The 15,099-nt window shown below is 63.4% G+C and carries 16 protein-coding genes; 8 read left to right on the forward strand and 8 right to left on the reverse strand.

What is annotated here, in order from left to right:
• Positions 1-7 precede the first annotated feature (7 nt).
• The 4 genes from nikC to BX592_RS27985 all read left to right on the forward strand — a co-directional run bounded on the left by nikC (position 8) and on the right by BX592_RS27985 (position 3,748).
• Complete coding sequence (gene nikC / locus BX592_RS27970; RefSeq protein ID WP_134196532.1) at positions 8-934, forward strand: nickel transporter permease; 927 nt, start codon at positions 8-10, stop codon at positions 932-934.
• A 3-nt stretch (positions 935-937) separates the two neighbouring features.
• A complete protein-coding gene (locus BX592_RS27975; RefSeq protein WP_134196533.1) occupies positions 938-1,819 on the forward strand; it encodes an ABC transporter ATP-binding protein in 882 nt (293 codons plus the stop codon).
• A gap of 8 nt (positions 1,820-1,827) precedes the next feature.
• Positions 1,828-2,619, forward strand: coding sequence for an ABC transporter ATP-binding protein (locus tag BX592_RS27980; protein WP_134196580.1), 792 nt, complete (start codon positions 1,828-1,830; stop codon positions 2,617-2,619).
• 304 nt (positions 2,620-2,923) lie between these two features.
• A complete protein-coding gene (locus BX592_RS27985; protein ID WP_134196534.1) occupies positions 2,924-3,748 on the forward strand; it encodes a fumarylacetoacetate hydrolase family protein in 825 nt (274 codons plus the stop codon).
• A 145-nt stretch (positions 3,749-3,893) separates the two neighbouring features.
• On the opposite strand, the gene hcnC is transcribed toward BX592_RS27985, so the two are convergent.
• The 4 genes from hcnC to BX592_RS28005 all read right to left on the reverse strand — a co-directional run bounded on the left by hcnC (position 3,894) and on the right by BX592_RS28005 (position 8,549).
• The gene (hcnC, locus tag BX592_RS27990) at positions 3,894-5,147 is read right to left on the reverse strand and encodes a cyanide-forming glycine dehydrogenase subunit HcnC (RefSeq protein ID WP_134196535.1); all 1,254 of its coding nucleotides are present in this window, start codon (positions 5,145-5,147) and stop codon (positions 3,894-3,896) included.
• Positions 5,148-5,149: 2 nt separating this feature from the next.
• A complete protein-coding gene (locus BX592_RS27995) occupies positions 5,150-6,544 on the reverse strand; it encodes an FAD/NAD(P)-dependent oxidoreductase (protein WP_134196536.1) in 1,395 nt (464 codons plus the stop codon).
• Entirely contained in the window at positions 6,541-6,855 is a 315-nt protein-coding gene (locus BX592_RS28000) for a (2Fe-2S)-binding protein (protein ID WP_134196537.1), read from the reverse strand. The genes BX592_RS27995 and BX592_RS28000 overlap by 4 nt, the downstream gene beginning before the upstream one ends.
• A gap of 545 nt (positions 6,856-7,400) precedes the next feature.
• The gene (locus tag BX592_RS28005) at positions 7,401-8,549 is read right to left on the reverse strand and encodes a GGDEF domain-containing protein (RefSeq protein WP_134196538.1); all 1,149 of its coding nucleotides are present in this window, start codon (positions 8,547-8,549) and stop codon (positions 7,401-7,403) included.
• A gap of 163 nt (positions 8,550-8,712) precedes the next feature.
• Between BX592_RS28005 and BX592_RS28010 the strand changes: the two genes are divergently transcribed.
• Together BX592_RS28010 and BX592_RS28015 are read left to right on the forward strand one after the other, a co-directional pair.
• Positions 8,713-9,447 carry a Pr6Pr family membrane protein gene (locus tag BX592_RS28010; RefSeq protein WP_134196539.1) on the forward strand — a complete coding sequence of 245 codons (735 nt, stop codon included), beginning with the start codon at positions 8,713-8,715 and terminating at the stop codon, positions 9,445-9,447.
• A 120-nt stretch (positions 9,448-9,567) separates the two neighbouring features.
• Positions 9,568-9,795: a hypothetical protein gene (locus tag BX592_RS28015; protein WP_134196540.1), complete on the forward strand. Its 228-nt coding sequence runs from the start codon at positions 9,568-9,570 to the stop codon at positions 9,793-9,795.
• Positions 9,796-9,898: 103 nt separating this feature from the next.
• Here BX592_RS28015 and BX592_RS28020 read toward each other — a convergent pair whose 3' ends face one another.
• Genes BX592_RS28020 through BX592_RS28030 form a run of 3 tightly spaced genes read right to left on the reverse strand, consistent with a single transcriptional unit; the run spans position 9,899 to position 12,332 of the window.
• Complete coding sequence (locus BX592_RS28020) at positions 9,899-10,552, reverse strand: glycosyltransferase family 2 protein (protein WP_134196541.1); 654 nt, start codon at positions 10,550-10,552, stop codon at positions 9,899-9,901.
• A complete protein-coding gene (locus tag BX592_RS28025; protein ID WP_134196542.1) occupies positions 10,549-11,181 on the reverse strand; it encodes an SAM-dependent methyltransferase in 633 nt (210 codons plus the stop codon). Before BX592_RS28025 ends, BX592_RS28020 begins: the two co-directional genes overlap by 4 nt.
• Before the next feature lie 20 nt (positions 11,182-11,201).
• Positions 11,202-12,332, reverse strand: coding sequence for an acyl-CoA dehydrogenase (locus BX592_RS28030; protein WP_208327990.1), 1,131 nt, complete (start codon positions 12,330-12,332; stop codon positions 11,202-11,204).
• A 333-nt stretch (positions 12,333-12,665) separates the two neighbouring features.
• On the opposite strand from BX592_RS28030, the gene BX592_RS28035 reads away from it, so the two are divergent.
• Positions 12,666-14,267, forward strand: coding sequence for an FAD-dependent oxidoreductase (locus tag BX592_RS28035; RefSeq protein ID WP_134196543.1), 1,602 nt, complete (start codon positions 12,666-12,668; stop codon positions 14,265-14,267).
• A 75-nt stretch (positions 14,268-14,342) separates the two neighbouring features.
• Here BX592_RS28035 and BX592_RS28040 read toward each other — a convergent pair whose 3' ends face one another.
• Positions 14,343-14,621 carry a type VI secretion system baseplate subunit TssF gene (locus BX592_RS28040; RefSeq protein WP_341804904.1) on the reverse strand — a complete coding sequence of 93 codons (279 nt, stop codon included), beginning with the start codon at positions 14,619-14,621 and terminating at the stop codon, positions 14,343-14,345.
• A 154-nt stretch (positions 14,622-14,775) separates the two neighbouring features.
• On the opposite strand from BX592_RS28040, the gene BX592_RS28045 reads away from it, so the two are divergent.
• The gene (locus BX592_RS28045; protein WP_134196545.1) at positions 14,776-15,087 is read left to right on the forward strand and encodes a high-potential iron-sulfur protein; all 312 of its coding nucleotides are present in this window, start codon (positions 14,776-14,778) and stop codon (positions 15,085-15,087) included.
• Positions 15,088-15,099: the final 12 nt, after the last annotated feature.

Raw genomic sequence — 15,099 nt, forward strand, 5'->3', positions numbered from 1 at the left:
CGGCCCGATGAGCGTCGAGTCACCCCGACGCGCATCAGGTTGGCGCGCGTGGCTGGCAAGCGACACGCCCGCGTCGCGCCGTCAGGCCGCGCTGGGCCGCGCGTATCGGCGCTGGCGGCGTTTCGCCGGTAATCCGCTGTCGCTGTTCGGCTTCGCGATTCTGCTGCTGCTCGTCGTGTTCGCCGCATTCGGTCCGCTCGTCGCGCCGCACGATCCGCTGCAACAGGTGCTGTCCGACCGGCTGTTGCCGCCTGGCTCGGCATCGCATTGGCTCGGCACCGATCAGTTGGGCCGCGACATCCTGTCCCGGCTGATTTACGGTGCGCGCATCACGTTATCGATCGCAATACTCGTGGTCGTCGTCGTGGTGCCGATCGGGCTGCTGATCGGCACGGTCGCGGGTTTCTTCGGCGGCTGGATCGACAATCTGCTGATGCGGGTCACCGACATCGCGCTCGCCTTCCCGAAGATCGTGCTTGCGCTCGCGTTCGCGGCGGCAGTGGGACCGGGCGTGATCAATGCGGTGATCGCGATCTCGATCACCGCGTGGCCTGCATACGCACGCCTTGCGCGCGCCGAAACGCTGCGGCTCGTCGATGCGGATTTTATCCACGTCGCGCGGCTACAGGGCGCGTCGCGCATGCGGTTGCTGCTGCGCTATATCGTGCCGTTGTGCTCGTCGTCGGTGATCGTGCGCGCGACGCTCGATATGGCCGGCATCATTCTCACCGTCGCGGGTCTCGGCTTTCTCGGCCTGGGCGCGCAACCGCCGAGTCCCGAATGGGGCTATATGGTCGCATCGGGACGCAACGTGCTGCTCAACGCGTGGTGGGTCGCGACGCTTCCCGGCTGCGCGATTCTCGCGGTGAGTCTCGCGTTCAATCTGCTCGGCGATGGGCTGCGCGACGTATTCGATCCGCGCCACGGAGACTGACCGATGCAACATCAACCGCTTGCCGAAATCGACGATCTGCGCATCGCATTTCGCGGCCACGACGGCACGCTCGCCGACGCGGTGCGCGGCGTATCGCTGACGCTTAACAAGGGCGAACGTCTGGGCATCGTCGGCGAGTCCGGTTCGGGCAAGTCGCTAACCGGTCGTGCGTTGCTCGGGCTGCTGCCGCCCGCCGCGCATCTGCGCGCGAACGCGCTGCGCTTTGACGGCGCCGATCTGCTCGCGCTGTCCGCGCGCAAGCGCCGCCAGTTGTGCGGACAACAAATGGGGATGATCCTGCAGGACCCGAAATATTCGCTCAACCCGGTGATGACGGTGGCCCAGCAGATGCGCGAAGCGTTCGCACTGCATGCGCCGAAAACCGGCCGACGCGAGATGCGCGAAAAAATTGTCGACGCGCTGGCCGCGGTGCATATCCGCCATCCCGAGCGCGTCGCCGATGCGTATCCGCATGAACTGTCGGGCGGCATGGGGCAGCGCGTGATGATCGCGATGATGGTGTCGGGCGGCCCGCGTCTGCTGGTGGCCGACGAACCGACTAGCGCGCTCGACGTGCTGGTCGCCGCGCAGGTGCTCGCGGTGCTCGATGAGACGATCGCGAAGCACGATACCGGGCTTATTTTTATCAGCCACGATCTGCCGCTCGTGATGTCGTTCTGCGACCGCGTCGTCGTGATGTTCGCGGGTCGCGTGGTCGAAACGTGCGCGGCGCGCGATCTGTTGCACGCGCAACATCCTTATACGCGCGGGCTGCTCGCCGCGAATCCGCCGCTCACGAACCCGCCGGATGAATTGCCGGTGCTTGCGCGCGATCCGGCGTGGCTCGTCGATCCGCGCGATCGTGCCCGAGGAGCTTCGACATGAGCCAACCGATGATCGACGTCGATGCGCTCACCGTGCGCTTTCGCACGAAAACCGGCCCGTTCGATGCGGTACGCGATGCGAGTTTTCAGGTGCGGGCGGGGGAAGCGTTTGGTCTTGTCGGCGAATCGGGGTCCGGTAAATCGACCTTGCTGCGCGCGCTAACCGGCCTTGTGCCGGTTGCGCACGGCCGGCTTTCGATCGGCGGCCAGGCGGTGGGTGCGAAACGTGTTTCGAGTGACCGCGCGCTGCGGCGTGATGTTCAGATGGTGTTTCAGGATCCGTATGGGTCGCTGCATCCGCGCTTTACCGTCGATCAGGCGCTGCGCGAACCGCTTGCGATCAACCGGCTCGATCGCGAGGACGAACGGATTGCCGCCGCGCTGCGTGAAGTCGGGCTTGGGCCCGCGTTTCGCTTCCGTTATCCGCATCAGCTTTCAGGCGGGCAGCGACAGCGCGTCGCGATTGCGCGCGCATTGATAGTCGAGCCGCGCGTGCTGCTACTCGATGAACCGACCTCCGCGCTCGACGTGTCGGTGCAAGCCGAGATATTGAACCTGCTGCGGCGTCTCGCGCGCGAGCGTGATTTAACGGTCATTCTTGTTAGCCACAATCTCGCGGTGGTCGGGTTTCTGTGCTCGCGTGTCGCGGTAATGCGCAACGGCGAGATTGTCGAGGAGCTCGGTATCGACGCGGTGCGTGCGCAACAGGTGCGGCATGACTATACGCGCAGCCTGCTGGTTGCCACCGCGGGGTATCGGCGCGATGCCAGGGATGCGATGGGTGTCGATACGGCCATGTAGTCGACAGCCGCCCGCGCCTGATCGTATCTGGCAGGTCACTGCGCGCCAATCATACAAACCTGTTGCGCACTCAGCGCTGAATCGGACAATCGACGACCGACGCCGCCAGTCAATAAAATCTCGCGCACGTCCGAGCATAAAAACAGGCTGACGATAAGAATCCAGATCTGATCCGTGCAATTCGGAAAGCTCCCTGAAGCACTCCACGCTATTGTTTTCGCGACTGCCAGGCGACCTCTACAGCCTCGCGACAGCCGATCACTTTCCGCGCCACACACTGGATGTGCACACCATCAAAGGAGTTATGCAACAATTTGCCCGCGTTCTGGTAGAAGGCGATGCAGTTCCCGTCATCATCGCCGGCGGTAAACATTTCGACCTGCGGCCGGTCGCAGCGGACATCACACCGGAAGCGATCGCCAGCGGAATTCTGAACAAGGTCGATACGTCCGCGCTCGCCGCGCTGAACGGCGAATTCAGTTACCTCACGCCGATTTCCGGCGTGCGTCAGATCGCCGCGACCGGCTTCAACTACCGGAAGCACATCGAAGAGTTCAAGATGAAGCCGCCGACCGAACCCGAAGTGTTTCTGAAGGCGGTGAGCTCGCTTACCGGGCCGAACGACCCGATCGCGCGCGGCCCGAACCCGCGTGTGAAGCTCGATTGGGAAATCGAACTCGGGATTGTGGTGGGCCGCGAGGCAACCGATATTGCGGCAGCCGAAGCAGCGGACTATATCTTTGGCTTTGTCTGCATCAACGACATCTCAGACCGTACGACCCAGGTCGATCAGGAAGGCGGACAGCACCTGGTGCGCGCGAAGTCACGGCCGGGCTACTCGCCGGTCGGACCGTATCTGGTGACCGGCGTCGACGGGATGAAGCTGGATTTGTGGACCAAACTGAACGGCCAGTTCGAGCAACAGGGCAACACAAGCGACATGCTGTTTTCGATCAACCTGATGCTCACGTACTTCTCGACGCACATGACGCTGCTTCCGGGCGACCTGCTCGGGACAGGCACGCCGCCGGGCGTCTGGTTCGGCAAGGACCGCTTCATGCAGGTCGGCGATGTGCTTGAGTGCGGCGTCGAACATCTTGGGGCTCAGCGGCATGTGATTCAGGCGTGAACCCGCCGAGACCATCGCCAGCGTTCTCGGTGACGAGTTCCATACGATGCAGGACCGCGTTAACCTGCCGCTGCGAGCTCTGATCACCCTGCGATCACCGTGTTGCGCGGCATCGGGCGGCGCGTCTTCCGCGCGGTCCGCTCCGTCAATGGTGCACGAGGCTTCGCGCAGCGCCGGCATCCACGGTGAAGCGGCTGGCGAGGAACGGCCTTATATCGAGCGGCAATGGCTCGCGACGCAACAACCTGTCGATCATCACACCGGTGATCGCCGAAGTCAGAATGCCGGTGCGAAAATGACCGCAGGCGTTGATATAACCGTCCACGTCGCACATCGGACCCAAAATGGGCAGTTCGTCCGGCGAACCTGGACGCAAACCGGCCCAGCAACGCTTGACATTGAAATTCGCCAGCTCGGGCAAGCAGCGAACCGCGCCTCGTACGAGCCCGGCAATCTCAGCGTAGGTAGTGCTGACGTCAAAGCCTTTGTCTTCGGTTGTGCTGCCGATCAGGATTTCTCCGTTGTCCTTTTGCGCGATGTAGCAATCGCTTGTCGTAATGCAGCCGCGGAGCATTTTCGGAAGTCTTTCAGACAATACGATCTGCCCTTTGACCGGCTTGACCGGAATGCGCGTACCGGTCGCCCATTCGCTGAGCTCGGCCGCCCACGCGCCGGCGGCATTGATGAGGCAACCGCAATAGAAGTTGCCGTTCTCCTGCGTGTGCACACCGATCACCCGCGTCTGATGGCGCATTACGCCAGTCACGTTGGTATTGAAAAAGATCTGGACGCCGTTCAGTCGCGCAGCTTCGGTATAGGCGTCGGTCAAGCGAAACGGATTGACCTGGTGATCGCATAAAAATTCGAGCGCCCCCGTGGCCGCCGTGCTGACATACGGTTCGCTGTCGCGCAATAGCGTGCTGTCGAGCCACCGCATCTGGCTGGACAGATGCGGAATCTGGGCGGCAATGTGTTCCGCGTAATGCCGATCGTCATCGTCGTACATTACGTACTTGAGTCCCGTTTCCTCGAACTTGAAATCCATCCCGTAACGATCGATCAGTTCGCGATGAAGGGCCGGGTACAGTGCGTTGGAGGCGAGTGCGAGACTCACAAACGGTTCTGGAAGGACATGAGGCACCGCCTTCGACGCGACGGCCGCTGGTTCGGCGTCGCGCGTTGTTTGGGACGACAGCATGCGAGAGAAGATGACACCGCAGCCGAGGCCGACCGATTCGCCGATTGCCCACAGACCTCCGGCCGATGCACGTGACGCATTGCCGGGCCGCTTCGCATCGATCAACGCGATGTTCAGGTCGCGGCGGCGTGACAGATGATAGGCGCACGAGGCGCCAATCACGCCTCCGCCGGCCACTACCACGTCATACTGGCGGTTCATTGTCAGATCAGCTCCGTTTCGGTTCGAAACGCGGAGAACGGCACCGGATCGATCGGAAAGCGCGGACGCATCCAGCCGACGTCGGCGTTGCCCGTATGCTGGCGAAGTCGATCGCTGCAATAGCCGACGCACATCTTTCCCTGGCAGTCACCCATGCTGATGCGGGTACGCATTTTCAAGCTGATCAGATCGTGCACGCCTTGCGCCAGCGCCTGATCGATGTCGCGGCGTTTCACGTTTTCGCAACGGCATATGACGGTGTCCGCTTCCGGCAGCTGCAACTGCCCGCAGCCGCGCGCAGCTGCGCGATCGAAACCCATCCGGAAGCGAACCAACGCTTGCAACTTTTGCCGGTACCGGTCGCGCTTCGCGGTCGCGGCCTCGGTGGTAATCAGGCCGCGTTGCCGAAGAATCGACAGTGCCGCGATGCGACCGGTCAGGACTGCGGCTTCGCCGCCACGCAAACCGCCGATGTCGCCCGCAACATGAATATGCGGCACGCTGGTCTGCTGCCAACCATTCATTTTTGGTTTCAAAAAACCGTCCGGATCGTACTCATGCTCAAGATCGATTTGTTGCGTCAGCTGCGTGCGCGGAATGAAGCCGTAGCCAACAGCCAGCGTCTCGGCCGGAATCCTGCGTGCTCGCGCCAGATCGGGGGTCCAGTGATCGTCGTAGGGCGCAACGGTGACTGCGCTTAGCTCCTGCTGCCCGTCGGCCGTTACGATGCCCCAGCCATAATGAACCGGCACATGGTGGCGCTTCAGGTACGCGAGCATGCTCAGGCCGTCGAGGAGCAACTGAGGTTTGTTCAACAACGCAGTGATTTCCCTCGCCAGCTTCAAGAATGACGACGCTTCGTAGACCCCGGCGACGTGCGCGCCGCAACGGAGCAACTGGCAGGCGACCAACGGTAGCAGCGGACCGCTGCCGACGATGACCGTCCGGCCGCGCGGTCTCACCACACCGCTCTTGAGCTGCAATTGCAGCCCTCCCAGCAACATCACGCCTGGCAGTGTCCAGCCCGGGAACGGCACGCTGCGTTCATGGCAGCCGGCCGATAACAGCAACTGCGCGTAGCGCACTTGAGTGATTCGTTCATGTTCGTCCAGCACATATACCCGGTCGGCTTCCGCGCCGATCACCCTTGAATTGAGCCTGACCTTTGCCCGGTTGCCGATCAGCGAAAACGCCGCATGCAACGCGCGCATCTTTCGTCGATAGCGCGCACCGAGATATCCAGGCGTTACGCCGTCGCGCAGCGGACCGCGATAGACGACGCCGCCTGGCCGCGGCGCTTCTTCGATCAACGTGCAACCCAGCCCGCTAGCAGCCAGTTCGATCGCAGCGGCCATACCGGCCGGCCCGCCGCCAACGATGACCGGCAGTTCGCTCATTTGAGTCCTCCGTGCTCGAGGCGGTTTCCGGACGTCTCCACTTTCATTCCGGGGCGAACCGTGGTTTGACACGCACGGCGTTTATAGCGGCCATCGATGGATACGAGGCAGCAGTAACAGACGCCCATCCCGCAATACGCTCCCATGACCTGCCCACTATCGTTGCGGCCCAACTGCCGCACACCCACGGCGGCCAGCACGCTCCATACCGTTTCGCCCAGCGCGGCAAGAACGGGTTGACCATCGATAGTGATCGTTGTCTTCGGATCATCCAGTCGCTGGATGTCATATTTTCTTTCGAGAATTTTCATGGGCCGTTGCACTCCACGATGGCGGCGCTTTAGTCACTGTCCACTACCGATGATGATGTTTTTTATCCAGATCGCAGTTCACCGGGAATTTTTAAAAAAGCATTCCCAATAAATTAATTTATATATTTAAAGCACGATATGGGACGAAATCGCGCAATTGTCACGCATCGACATACTTTTTAATTCAAATGTTTTTGAATATTTTATCTTTAATGCGCAGCAATATGGGAAATTGTATTCCGGATTTTCAGGAGTGTCAGTCTTATTACTTTAAAATATTGAATTCCGCACACCTGATCCAGCACGCTATCGCGCGCTGCCACAAAAGTGGTTTGTTATCTGATTGCAGCAATTGACCCAATTGCACCGTCCGTCCGTTTGGCGACAACTTAAAATTTCTCCGCCACAACCCCGGGCTCTTGTCTGGCGTGTTGTCGCGCTAAATCAAGGCGGCGCGATTTGCGCCACGACCGATAACGCCAATATCGACTCACATCGGCAGGCTGATCTGCGATTTACGAGTTGCCGCGCCAAGCGAGCTGCGTTCACCCCGCCATCACCCTGTTGCGCCCGCGCGCCTTCGCCGCATACAACGCCGCATCGGCGCGCGCCATCAGATTCGCAAGCGTCTCGCCACGGCGATACTCGTCCGCGCCCGCACTGAACGTATAAACAAGCAGTTCGCCTTCCGACAGCCGGCAACCGCCGCCTGCAATCGTCGCGCGCAACCGGTCGAGTTGCTCGACCGCGTCGGCGCGCCCGGTCGACCGATACAGCACCGCGAACTCCTCGCCGCCCAGCCGCCCGAACACGTCCGTCGAACGGATATTCGCGGCCACCACGCGGCCGAAATGCGCGAGCACCTCGTCGCCGCATGCGTGACCGTACTCGTCGTTGATCGCCTTGAAGTGGTCGATATCGATAATCGCAATCGACAGGCGCGTGCCGTTCGCAAGCGTTTGCGCGATCCGTGCCTCCGCGCGCGCGAGAAACGCGCGACGCGTCAGCGCGCCGGTCAGCTCGTCGACGTTCGCCCAGCGCTCGAGGCGCTCGGCCATCCGGTCGTGCGCCAACATTACCATGCCGATCGACAGCGACGGCAACGCGAGAATGCCGAGTCCGAGAAACGCAATATTCACCACGTTCGGCTGTAACAGCGCGGTTTGATGCACGAACCCGAACCCATAGATCAGCCCGCGCGACAGATGCCCAATTGCGCCGATCGAAGCCGCGGCGGTCACGAAGTGGTAGCTGTACTTCGGTCGCCCAGGAATGTGGCCCTTATAAGTGATCCACGCGACCGATGCATACACGTACGCGTGGAAAAACGATGAACTCGCAATCCGCGCGTTGATATCGACGACGACGTACGTCCAGCACAGGAAGCCGAGCATCATCGCGGCCCAGCACGCGTATTCGCCGAATTCGACCGGCTTGCGGCCGAAAAACTGCCGGCAGCCCTGCAGCATTTGCACCACAGCGATCGAAAACACGCCGTTGGCCGCAATCACCGAGAGGTACTGCGGCGTGCTGCGTTGCAGTGCGAAAAGAATCAGCCCGGCAATCGCGAGCGCATTGCCGCGAATCCAGTAGCCGACGCCGGGGATTGCCGCGGGCCGGAGCGAGCCGAGCACGGCCATGCTCATGATGCCGGAGAGCACCGTCACGATCAGGATACTGGCTGGATCTAGCATGGGCGGCGCGATGCGGCGCAAAGCGCCGCGCAAGTTGCAGGAAGCGTACAGCGTGGTGCCGGAAGCGACGCGGCCGCGCAAAAAACAGAATGTCTGACAGTTTACGGCACAAACGGCGCATTTCTTGAAAACATGATTGTCGCGTCGCATTTAGAATGCCTAGATGACCGAACCGCCAACCGTTCTTGCGCGCAACGAACCTGAATTGCCGCTGCATACGCCGAGCGTTGCGTCGCTGACCACCGCCGCGGTGATCGCGCTAATCGCATGGCTTGCATTCGCCGCGCAAACCGATATCACGATTGGCCGGCTCGCCGCGCGCGGCTATGGCGTGCTCGACGCGCTCGACCGGATGAGCAGCTATCTGACCAATCTGACGGTGCTGCTGTGCGCGATCAGCTTCACCTGCGTCGCGCTGCGCCCGCCGACGCCGCCTGGGCGGTTCTTCCGCGCCCCGGCCGTGGTCACCGCGATTGTCGTGTACATGGCGTTCGTCGGCCTCGCCTATAACCTGCTGCTGCGCCATCTGTGGACGCCGTCCGGCTACCGGTCGCTGGTCAACGAAAGCCTGCATACCGTGCTGCCGGTGCTTGCCGCGCTCTACTGGCTGCTGTTCGTACCGCGCTTTCATCTGACGATAAGACAGTGTCTGCTGTGGCTCGTGTATCCGCTCGTCTATCTGCTCGTGACGATGCTGCGCGGCAGTCTGTCGGACTTCTATCCGTACCCTTTCATCGACGTGCTCGAACTCGGCTACGCGCGCGTGCTGATCAACGAGACACTGCTGGTTTGCGCGTTTCTTGGACTGATGGCGGTGTTTATCGCGATCAACCATCGACGGCCGCGCCCGGACCGGGCATCGGCTGTGCGGAGCGCGCCGCGGGACACGGCGCAATAGACGGTCGTCAAGCCCGCGTGATGCTCGCGTTCGGCGCGGCACGAGGTTTGCGTTTTTCGTCAATGTAGCGGGCGAGCTGCCCGCCACCTGAGCGCAGCGAACCCTAAGACGAGCGAGCCGATGACACTTAACCTGCCGCACGCAACGCGGAACTGGCATTTGCACACGCCAAACCCGCCGGAAGTCGATCCCGATCGGACACCGCCGCCGGACGGCGATCCGGACGCGCCACCCGTGCCGGAACGCGAACCCGGACAAACGCCGCCGCCCGCCGGCGACCCGCCGCCGGACAAGCGGCCGACCCGAAGGCGCGTGTATATGGCGAGCGGGCCGCGAGCGTGCGGCTAACGCGGATCGACATCATCGGTGAGCGACTCGACGCACTTACCTGCTATTGAGGCCGTCGCTGCAAGGCCAACGCCGCTGAGCCACCGCTGCCAGGCCACCGCCGTTAGCTCGTCGCGAGCTCCGCCAGCGTATCCCCGAATCCTCCGCGCGCGCGGCTGTCGATGCGCGCACTCGTGATCACACGCGGCGCCGCGCTCCACGCGATGCGCACACCCGCCGCCACAAGCAGATCGACCAGCGCGACATCCTCACAGCGCGCAAGCGGCGGAAAACCACCCGCGCGCCGATACGCACGCGCCGACACGCCGAGATTCGCGCCGTGAATATGCCGGTGCCCATCCGCATTCATATATGTGCGATAGAACGCGGCGCGCGTGCGTTCGTGATGCATGGTCCAGTCGTCGACCGTGACCGGGCCGCACACCGCCTGCGCGCCCAGCGCGAGTTGCGCGGCCAGCCAGTCCGGTGCGACGCGGCTATCCGCATCGGTGAACGCGAGCCAGCGCGCGCCGCGCGCGAGCAGCCAGTCCGCGCCGGCCGCACGCGCGATGCCGACATTGCGTGCCGCGATTTCAAGCGTGTCGACGCCGCGGCTGCGCGCCAGCGCCGCGCTAAGGTCATCGCAACTGTCGAGCACCACGACGATGCCCACCGCTTCACCGCGCAACCGCGGATGAGCGGCGGCGCGGCAAGCCGCACTCAGACACGCGTCGAGCAGCGTCGCTTCGTTATGTACGGGAATCACGACGCCGATCATGCGAGCCCCTCCCGTTGTGCAACAGAACGGCCGTCCTTCGACCACACGTCGAGCAGCAGGTCGGGTTCTTCGTGATGAACCAGTTTTGTGAGCTCCGTGCACGCATCGAGCGCCGCGTGCGCGGCAACCGCGGACTGGCGCCGCTCGACGAACGCGTGCCGCCAGTGGCACGCGATCAGCGTGCCATCCGCGCTCAACGATGCACACGCGCGTTCGGCAAGCAGCGTCATGTCGCGCGGATCGAGGTAGTACGCGAGCTCGCCGATCACGATCAGATCGAACGGCGGATCCGCCGACGGCGTCGTCGATGTCGACGGCGTGGTTGGCCATTCATACGGCAACACGCGCCGCTCGATATGGACGTTAGGCAGGCTCGCGCAGCGCACTTGCGCAAGAGCCACCGCGCGGCCGCTCAGGTCACACGCGATCAGCACGTCGCAGCGGGTGGCAAGCAGCGCGGTCAGCTCGCCGTTTGCACAGGCTGGCTCGAAGGCGCGGCGATATCGTTCGCGCGGCAACGCGGCGAGCGTCAGCTGTTGCTTGCGGCGTTCGTACCAGCGATGCCGATAACCCCACGGATCATCGTCATCGCGGTACAGGGCGTCGAAATAGGCGGCGGAAAGCGGCATGTACGGTTCCTTTGGACAGGTCAACAGGCGAGCCGCCATAGCGCGTCCGGCTCGCACGCAAGCGGATCCGGTCCATCGCGAAGTGCGCTGCCCAGGTCGGCTTCGTCGCGTTCGGCATGGCTTTGGCGCAGAAACACCGGCAGATCGGCTGCCGCGCGCGCGAAGTGGGCATCGCTGCAGAGCGGCGCTGCGCCGAGCGCGCGCGTCACATGGGTCAATATCGCGCTGGCCGCCTGTTCGACAGCAATGCGCACGCGCATCGCGCGCAACGCCGCGTCGGCACGCGGATAGGTGTCGATCCAGCCGGCGGTTTCGCGCAATAGCGCGCGTGCCGCGGCCAGTTGCGCGTCGGCTGCGCCGAGATGCGCGCACGCATGCGGTTGCGCGCGCCGCATCAGATACGCGCGCAGCGCCGCGGCCAGTTCGACCGCGCAGCCATACCAGCAGGCGGCGATGCCGGCACCGCCATGCCAGAAGCCCGGCCGCGCGAGGTACGCAGCGGGTTCGCCGATCTGCCGCGCGAGCGCGCCGTCGAAGCGGACTTCACAGGTGCCGGTCGCGGCCATGCCGACTGCGTGCCAGCCGCCGTCCGACAGATGAATGGATGGCTGTGCGAGGTCGACTGCGGCAAGCACCGGCTCGCCATAGCGGGAGACCGTCACGAGCGCGTGCGTCAGCTGCGCGGCGCCCGAACACCACGGCTTCACGCCTTCGAGCCGCAATGCCGTGCCGCTGTCCTCGGGCGCCGCGATCACTTTCTGATGCGGTGGCTCGGCGGCCCACACGCCCCAACGCCGGCCCGGCGCGGCAAGTTGCGGCGCATGGAGCTCCGCCAGAATCGCGAGCGCATCGGTGTGGCCCTCGTAGAGCTTGACCAGCGACAGATCGCACGCCGCTACCGCCGCGAGCGCACTCCAGCGCTGCACAGTGCGGCCGCGGCCCGGCAGCGGCAAGCGGTCGAGGCCGCGTGCGCAGAGGGCTTCGAGCGCGGCGCCGCGGCTTCGCGGTGCATCGGACTTGAAGCGTAGCGCGGCAAGCTGTTGCTCGAGCGCGCGTTGCAGCGTGGGCGCGTGACGTTCGTCGTGGTTGACGTGCTCATCAGGTTCGCGGCGCAAAGCTTCACTCAGCGCATCGTTCACGATGTCGCTCATCGGGACCTCCGTCGGGAATCATTTCGGCCAACCCAGGTCGCTCCAAACGGAACCCAGCGAACCCTGCCGTTCCAAATGGGTCCGCAAACGCCATGCCCATGCCGATGCGCAAGATTGCACGCGATGCCGGAAATCCGTACCGCGCCCGAGCGCCCGCGCCGCGGCCCGCTCGCGCAAAACAACGCGTGCGCGGCGCGGATCGCGCAATACTGTGCAAGAGAACGGTGAAAGCGAAACGGCGGCACAGGGTTTGCAACGCCTCCGGGCATCCGCCGTCCGTTGCTGATCGCGCAGGTTCGCGATTGTCCGTCTACGACCGTCACGAGGTTTCCGATGCCCACTTCCGCCCCGCTGCAAAAGGTCGCCGCCCTCACCGACCTCGACGAATCCCGCCCCCGCCGCGTGAAGCTGGGTGACACACCGATCCTGCTGATCCGCACCGGCGACACGGTTCACGCGTACAGCGCGGATTGCCCGCACGCGGGCGCGCCGCTCGAAGAAGGCGCGATCTGTAATGGGCGACTGGTTTGCCCATGGCACAAAGGCACCTTCGAGATCGCCAGCGGCGCGCTGGTCGAACCCCCGGCGCTGCTGCCGCTCACGCGATATCCGGTAAAGATCGACGGTGGCGACGTGCTGGTGTCGTCCGAGCCGGCAGCCGATGGCGCCGGCGGCGCACCTGAAACTGCGCAGGCGTCCGTGCAGCGCAGCGATGCCGCACAGCCCACGCAACCGGCTACCGCCCGTGTCTTTGCGATCGTCGGCGCGGGGGCGGCCGGCGCGGCCGCCTGTGCGGCGCTGCGCGAGTTCGGCTATCGCGAACGCATCGTGCTGATCGACGACGACGCGCACGCGCCGTACGACCGCACCGTGCTAAGCAAATTCGTGCCGTCAGGCGAAATGGCCATCGATGACGTGCCGCCGCTTTTGCCGGATGGTTTCTTCGAGCAGCACGACATCGAGCGGGTGCATGCGCACGCGACGCGCCTCGACGCGCAGCGACGCGAAATCGAGTTCGACGGCAAGCCGATGCTGCGCTACGACGCCGCGCTGATCGCAACCGGCGGCACGCCGAAGATGCCGCCGTTGCGCGGTAGCCACGAACACGCGCTCAACGAGCGGCTGCTGTTGCTGCGCAATCGCGCCGACGCGGCGCGTCTCGCGGAACTCGCCGCACAGGCTCGGCACGTGGTCGTGCTCGGCGGCGGCTTTATCGGGCTCGAAGTCGCCGCGTCGCTGCGCAAACGCAAATTGCGCGTGACCGTCGTGTCGCCGGACAGCGTGCCATTTGAAAAGCAGTTCGGTGTCGAACTTGGCCGCATCTTTATGAAGTTGCACGAGGAGAACGGCACTGAATTCCGGATGCGCACGCAAATTGAAGGCGTCGAGGACGGCCAACCGCTGCGCGCGCGACTGTCAGGCGGCGATGTGCTCGATTGCGACTTTGTCGTTGCGGGAACCGGCGTCACACCCGCCACGCACTTCGTCACCGGTGTCGCGCATAACGACGATGGCGGGCTGAACGTCGATACGACGATGCGTGTCGCGGACAACCTGTACGCGGCCGGCGATGTGGCCGCCTTTCTGTACGGCGACAACCGGCGTGTACGCATCGAGCACTGGCGGGTCGCGCAACAGCACGCACGGGCGGCCGCGCGCGCGATGGTTGGTGGGGGCGAAGGCGAACCGCTCGTGCCGTTCTTCTGGACCGATCACTTTGACAAGAACTTCAACTATCTTGGTCATCCGCAAGCGTGGGACGAAGTCGTGATGACGGGCACGCCGGATACGTACGAGTTCGTCGCGCTGTTGTGCAAGCACGATTTTGTCGCAGGAGCGCTGGGGTGCGGGCGCGATACTGAACTGGCGCGTTTGGCGGAAGCGATGCGCAGGCCGCTTGGGTGTCAGGAGGCGAAGCGGTTGATTGGGGCGTAAGCCGCTTGAGCAGTAGCTAGCGCATTGACATGCCTGCCAGCGAGGGCCAGTGCTCCGGCAGGTTTGCGCTTGCGGTCACAGCCGGCCGCTTGTCTTCAGACTGCGTGGGAACCGTCTGACCGGGCCACCCACGCCTTCATACACGACGAGCCGCACCGCGAAATGCACGCATGCGTAGCGGCCAACAAAGCGGTTCAGTACGTCGCCGAACAGCGTGACGTCACCGGGTCCGGCAAATCCCGACGGTTGGAGGCCGACGTTCACGTTCACGGTGCGTTCGGTGCACGCACCGGCGACTTCGGAATCCTCATCGAGCCACACGTAGTCAATGGCTTCCTCGTGCAAGCGCAGCACCGCAGCGACTTCGATTCACTCTTTCGCCTGACGGAATTATCGGACGCTATGTCACGTCGTGACATATATTGAATAGAAAGAGAACAATGGAGAAAAACCAGGCGTCTCAAGCCAATCGTAAAGGTTAATCGATTGCTGAATCAGGAGGTTCCACATGGCACTCTCTCGCCGCCATTTCATGATACTTGCCGCATCCGTTGCGTCGACATCGGTGTGGTCGGCCGAAGCACGCGCGAATGCACCGGTGCTGTCCGAAAACGATCCGACTGCAAAAGCGCTGGGTTACACAACCGACGCGAACACCGTCGACAAAGCGAAATTTCCGCGCTACGAGACGGGTCAGACCTGCGCGAATTGCCAGCTTTATCAGGGCAAACCAGGTTCAGCCAACGGCCCTTGCCCGACCTACGGCGGCAAGCTGGTCGCAGCAAAAGGATGGTGCAACGCGTATGTGAAGAAAACCTGAGCAAAACGCCTG

Origin of the sequence: Paraburkholderia rhizosphaerae, from assembly GCF_004366595.1 — a bacterium.
GTDB classification, from domain to species: Bacteria; Pseudomonadota; Gammaproteobacteria; order Burkholderiales; family Burkholderiaceae; genus Paraburkholderia; species Paraburkholderia rhizosphaerae.

Bases quoted from the DNA above. Each gene is read 5' to 3' on its own strand.
- BX592_RS28010 (WP_134196539.1), top strand. From the start codon at position 8,713: ATGACCGAACCGCCAACCGTTCTTGCGCGCAACGAACCTGAATTGCCG.
- BX592_RS28005 (WP_134196538.1), bottom strand. From the start codon at position 8,549: ATGCTAGATCCAGCCAGTATCCTGATCGTGACGGTGCTCTCCGGCATC.
- BX592_RS28000 (WP_134196537.1), bottom strand. From the start codon at position 6,855: ATGAAAATTCTCGAAAGAAAATATGACATCCAGCGACTGGATGATCCG.
- BX592_RS28025 (WP_134196542.1), bottom strand. From the start codon at position 11,181: ATGCCGCTTTCCGCCGCCTATTTCGACGCCCTGTACCGCGATGACGAT.
- BX592_RS27975 (WP_134196533.1), top strand. From the start codon at position 938: ATGCAACATCAACCGCTTGCCGAAATCGACGATCTGCGCATCGCATTT.
- BX592_RS28045 (WP_134196545.1), top strand. From the start codon at position 14,776: ATGGCACTCTCTCGCCGCCATTTCATGATACTTGCCGCATCCGTTGCG.
- hcnC (WP_134196535.1), bottom strand. From the start codon at position 5,147: ATGAACCGCCAGTATGACGTGGTAGTGGCCGGCGGAGGCGTGATTGGC.
- BX592_RS27995 (WP_134196536.1), bottom strand. From the start codon at position 6,544: ATGAGCGAACTGCCGGTCATCGTTGGCGGCGGGCCGGCCGGTATGGCC.
- BX592_RS28015 (WP_134196540.1), top strand. From the start codon at position 9,568: ATGACACTTAACCTGCCGCACGCAACGCGGAACTGGCATTTGCACACG.
- BX592_RS28020 (WP_134196541.1), bottom strand. From the start codon at position 10,552: ATGATCGGCGTCGTGATTCCCGTACATAACGAAGCGACGCTGCTCGAC.
- nikC (WP_134196532.1), top strand. From the start codon at position 8: ATGAGCGTCGAGTCACCCCGACGCGCATCAGGTTGGCGCGCGTGGCTG.
- BX592_RS28030 (WP_208327990.1), bottom strand. From the start codon at position 12,332: ATGAGCGACATCGTGAACGATGCGCTGAGTGAAGCTTTGCGCCGCGAA.
- BX592_RS28035 (WP_134196543.1), top strand. From the start codon at position 12,666: ATGCCCACTTCCGCCCCGCTGCAAAAGGTCGCCGCCCTCACCGACCTC.
- BX592_RS27985 (WP_134196534.1), top strand. From the start codon at position 2,924: ATGCAACAATTTGCCCGCGTTCTGGTAGAAGGCGATGCAGTTCCCGTC.
- BX592_RS27980 (WP_134196580.1), top strand. From the start codon at position 1,828: ATGATCGACGTCGATGCGCTCACCGTGCGCTTTCGCACGAAAACCGGC.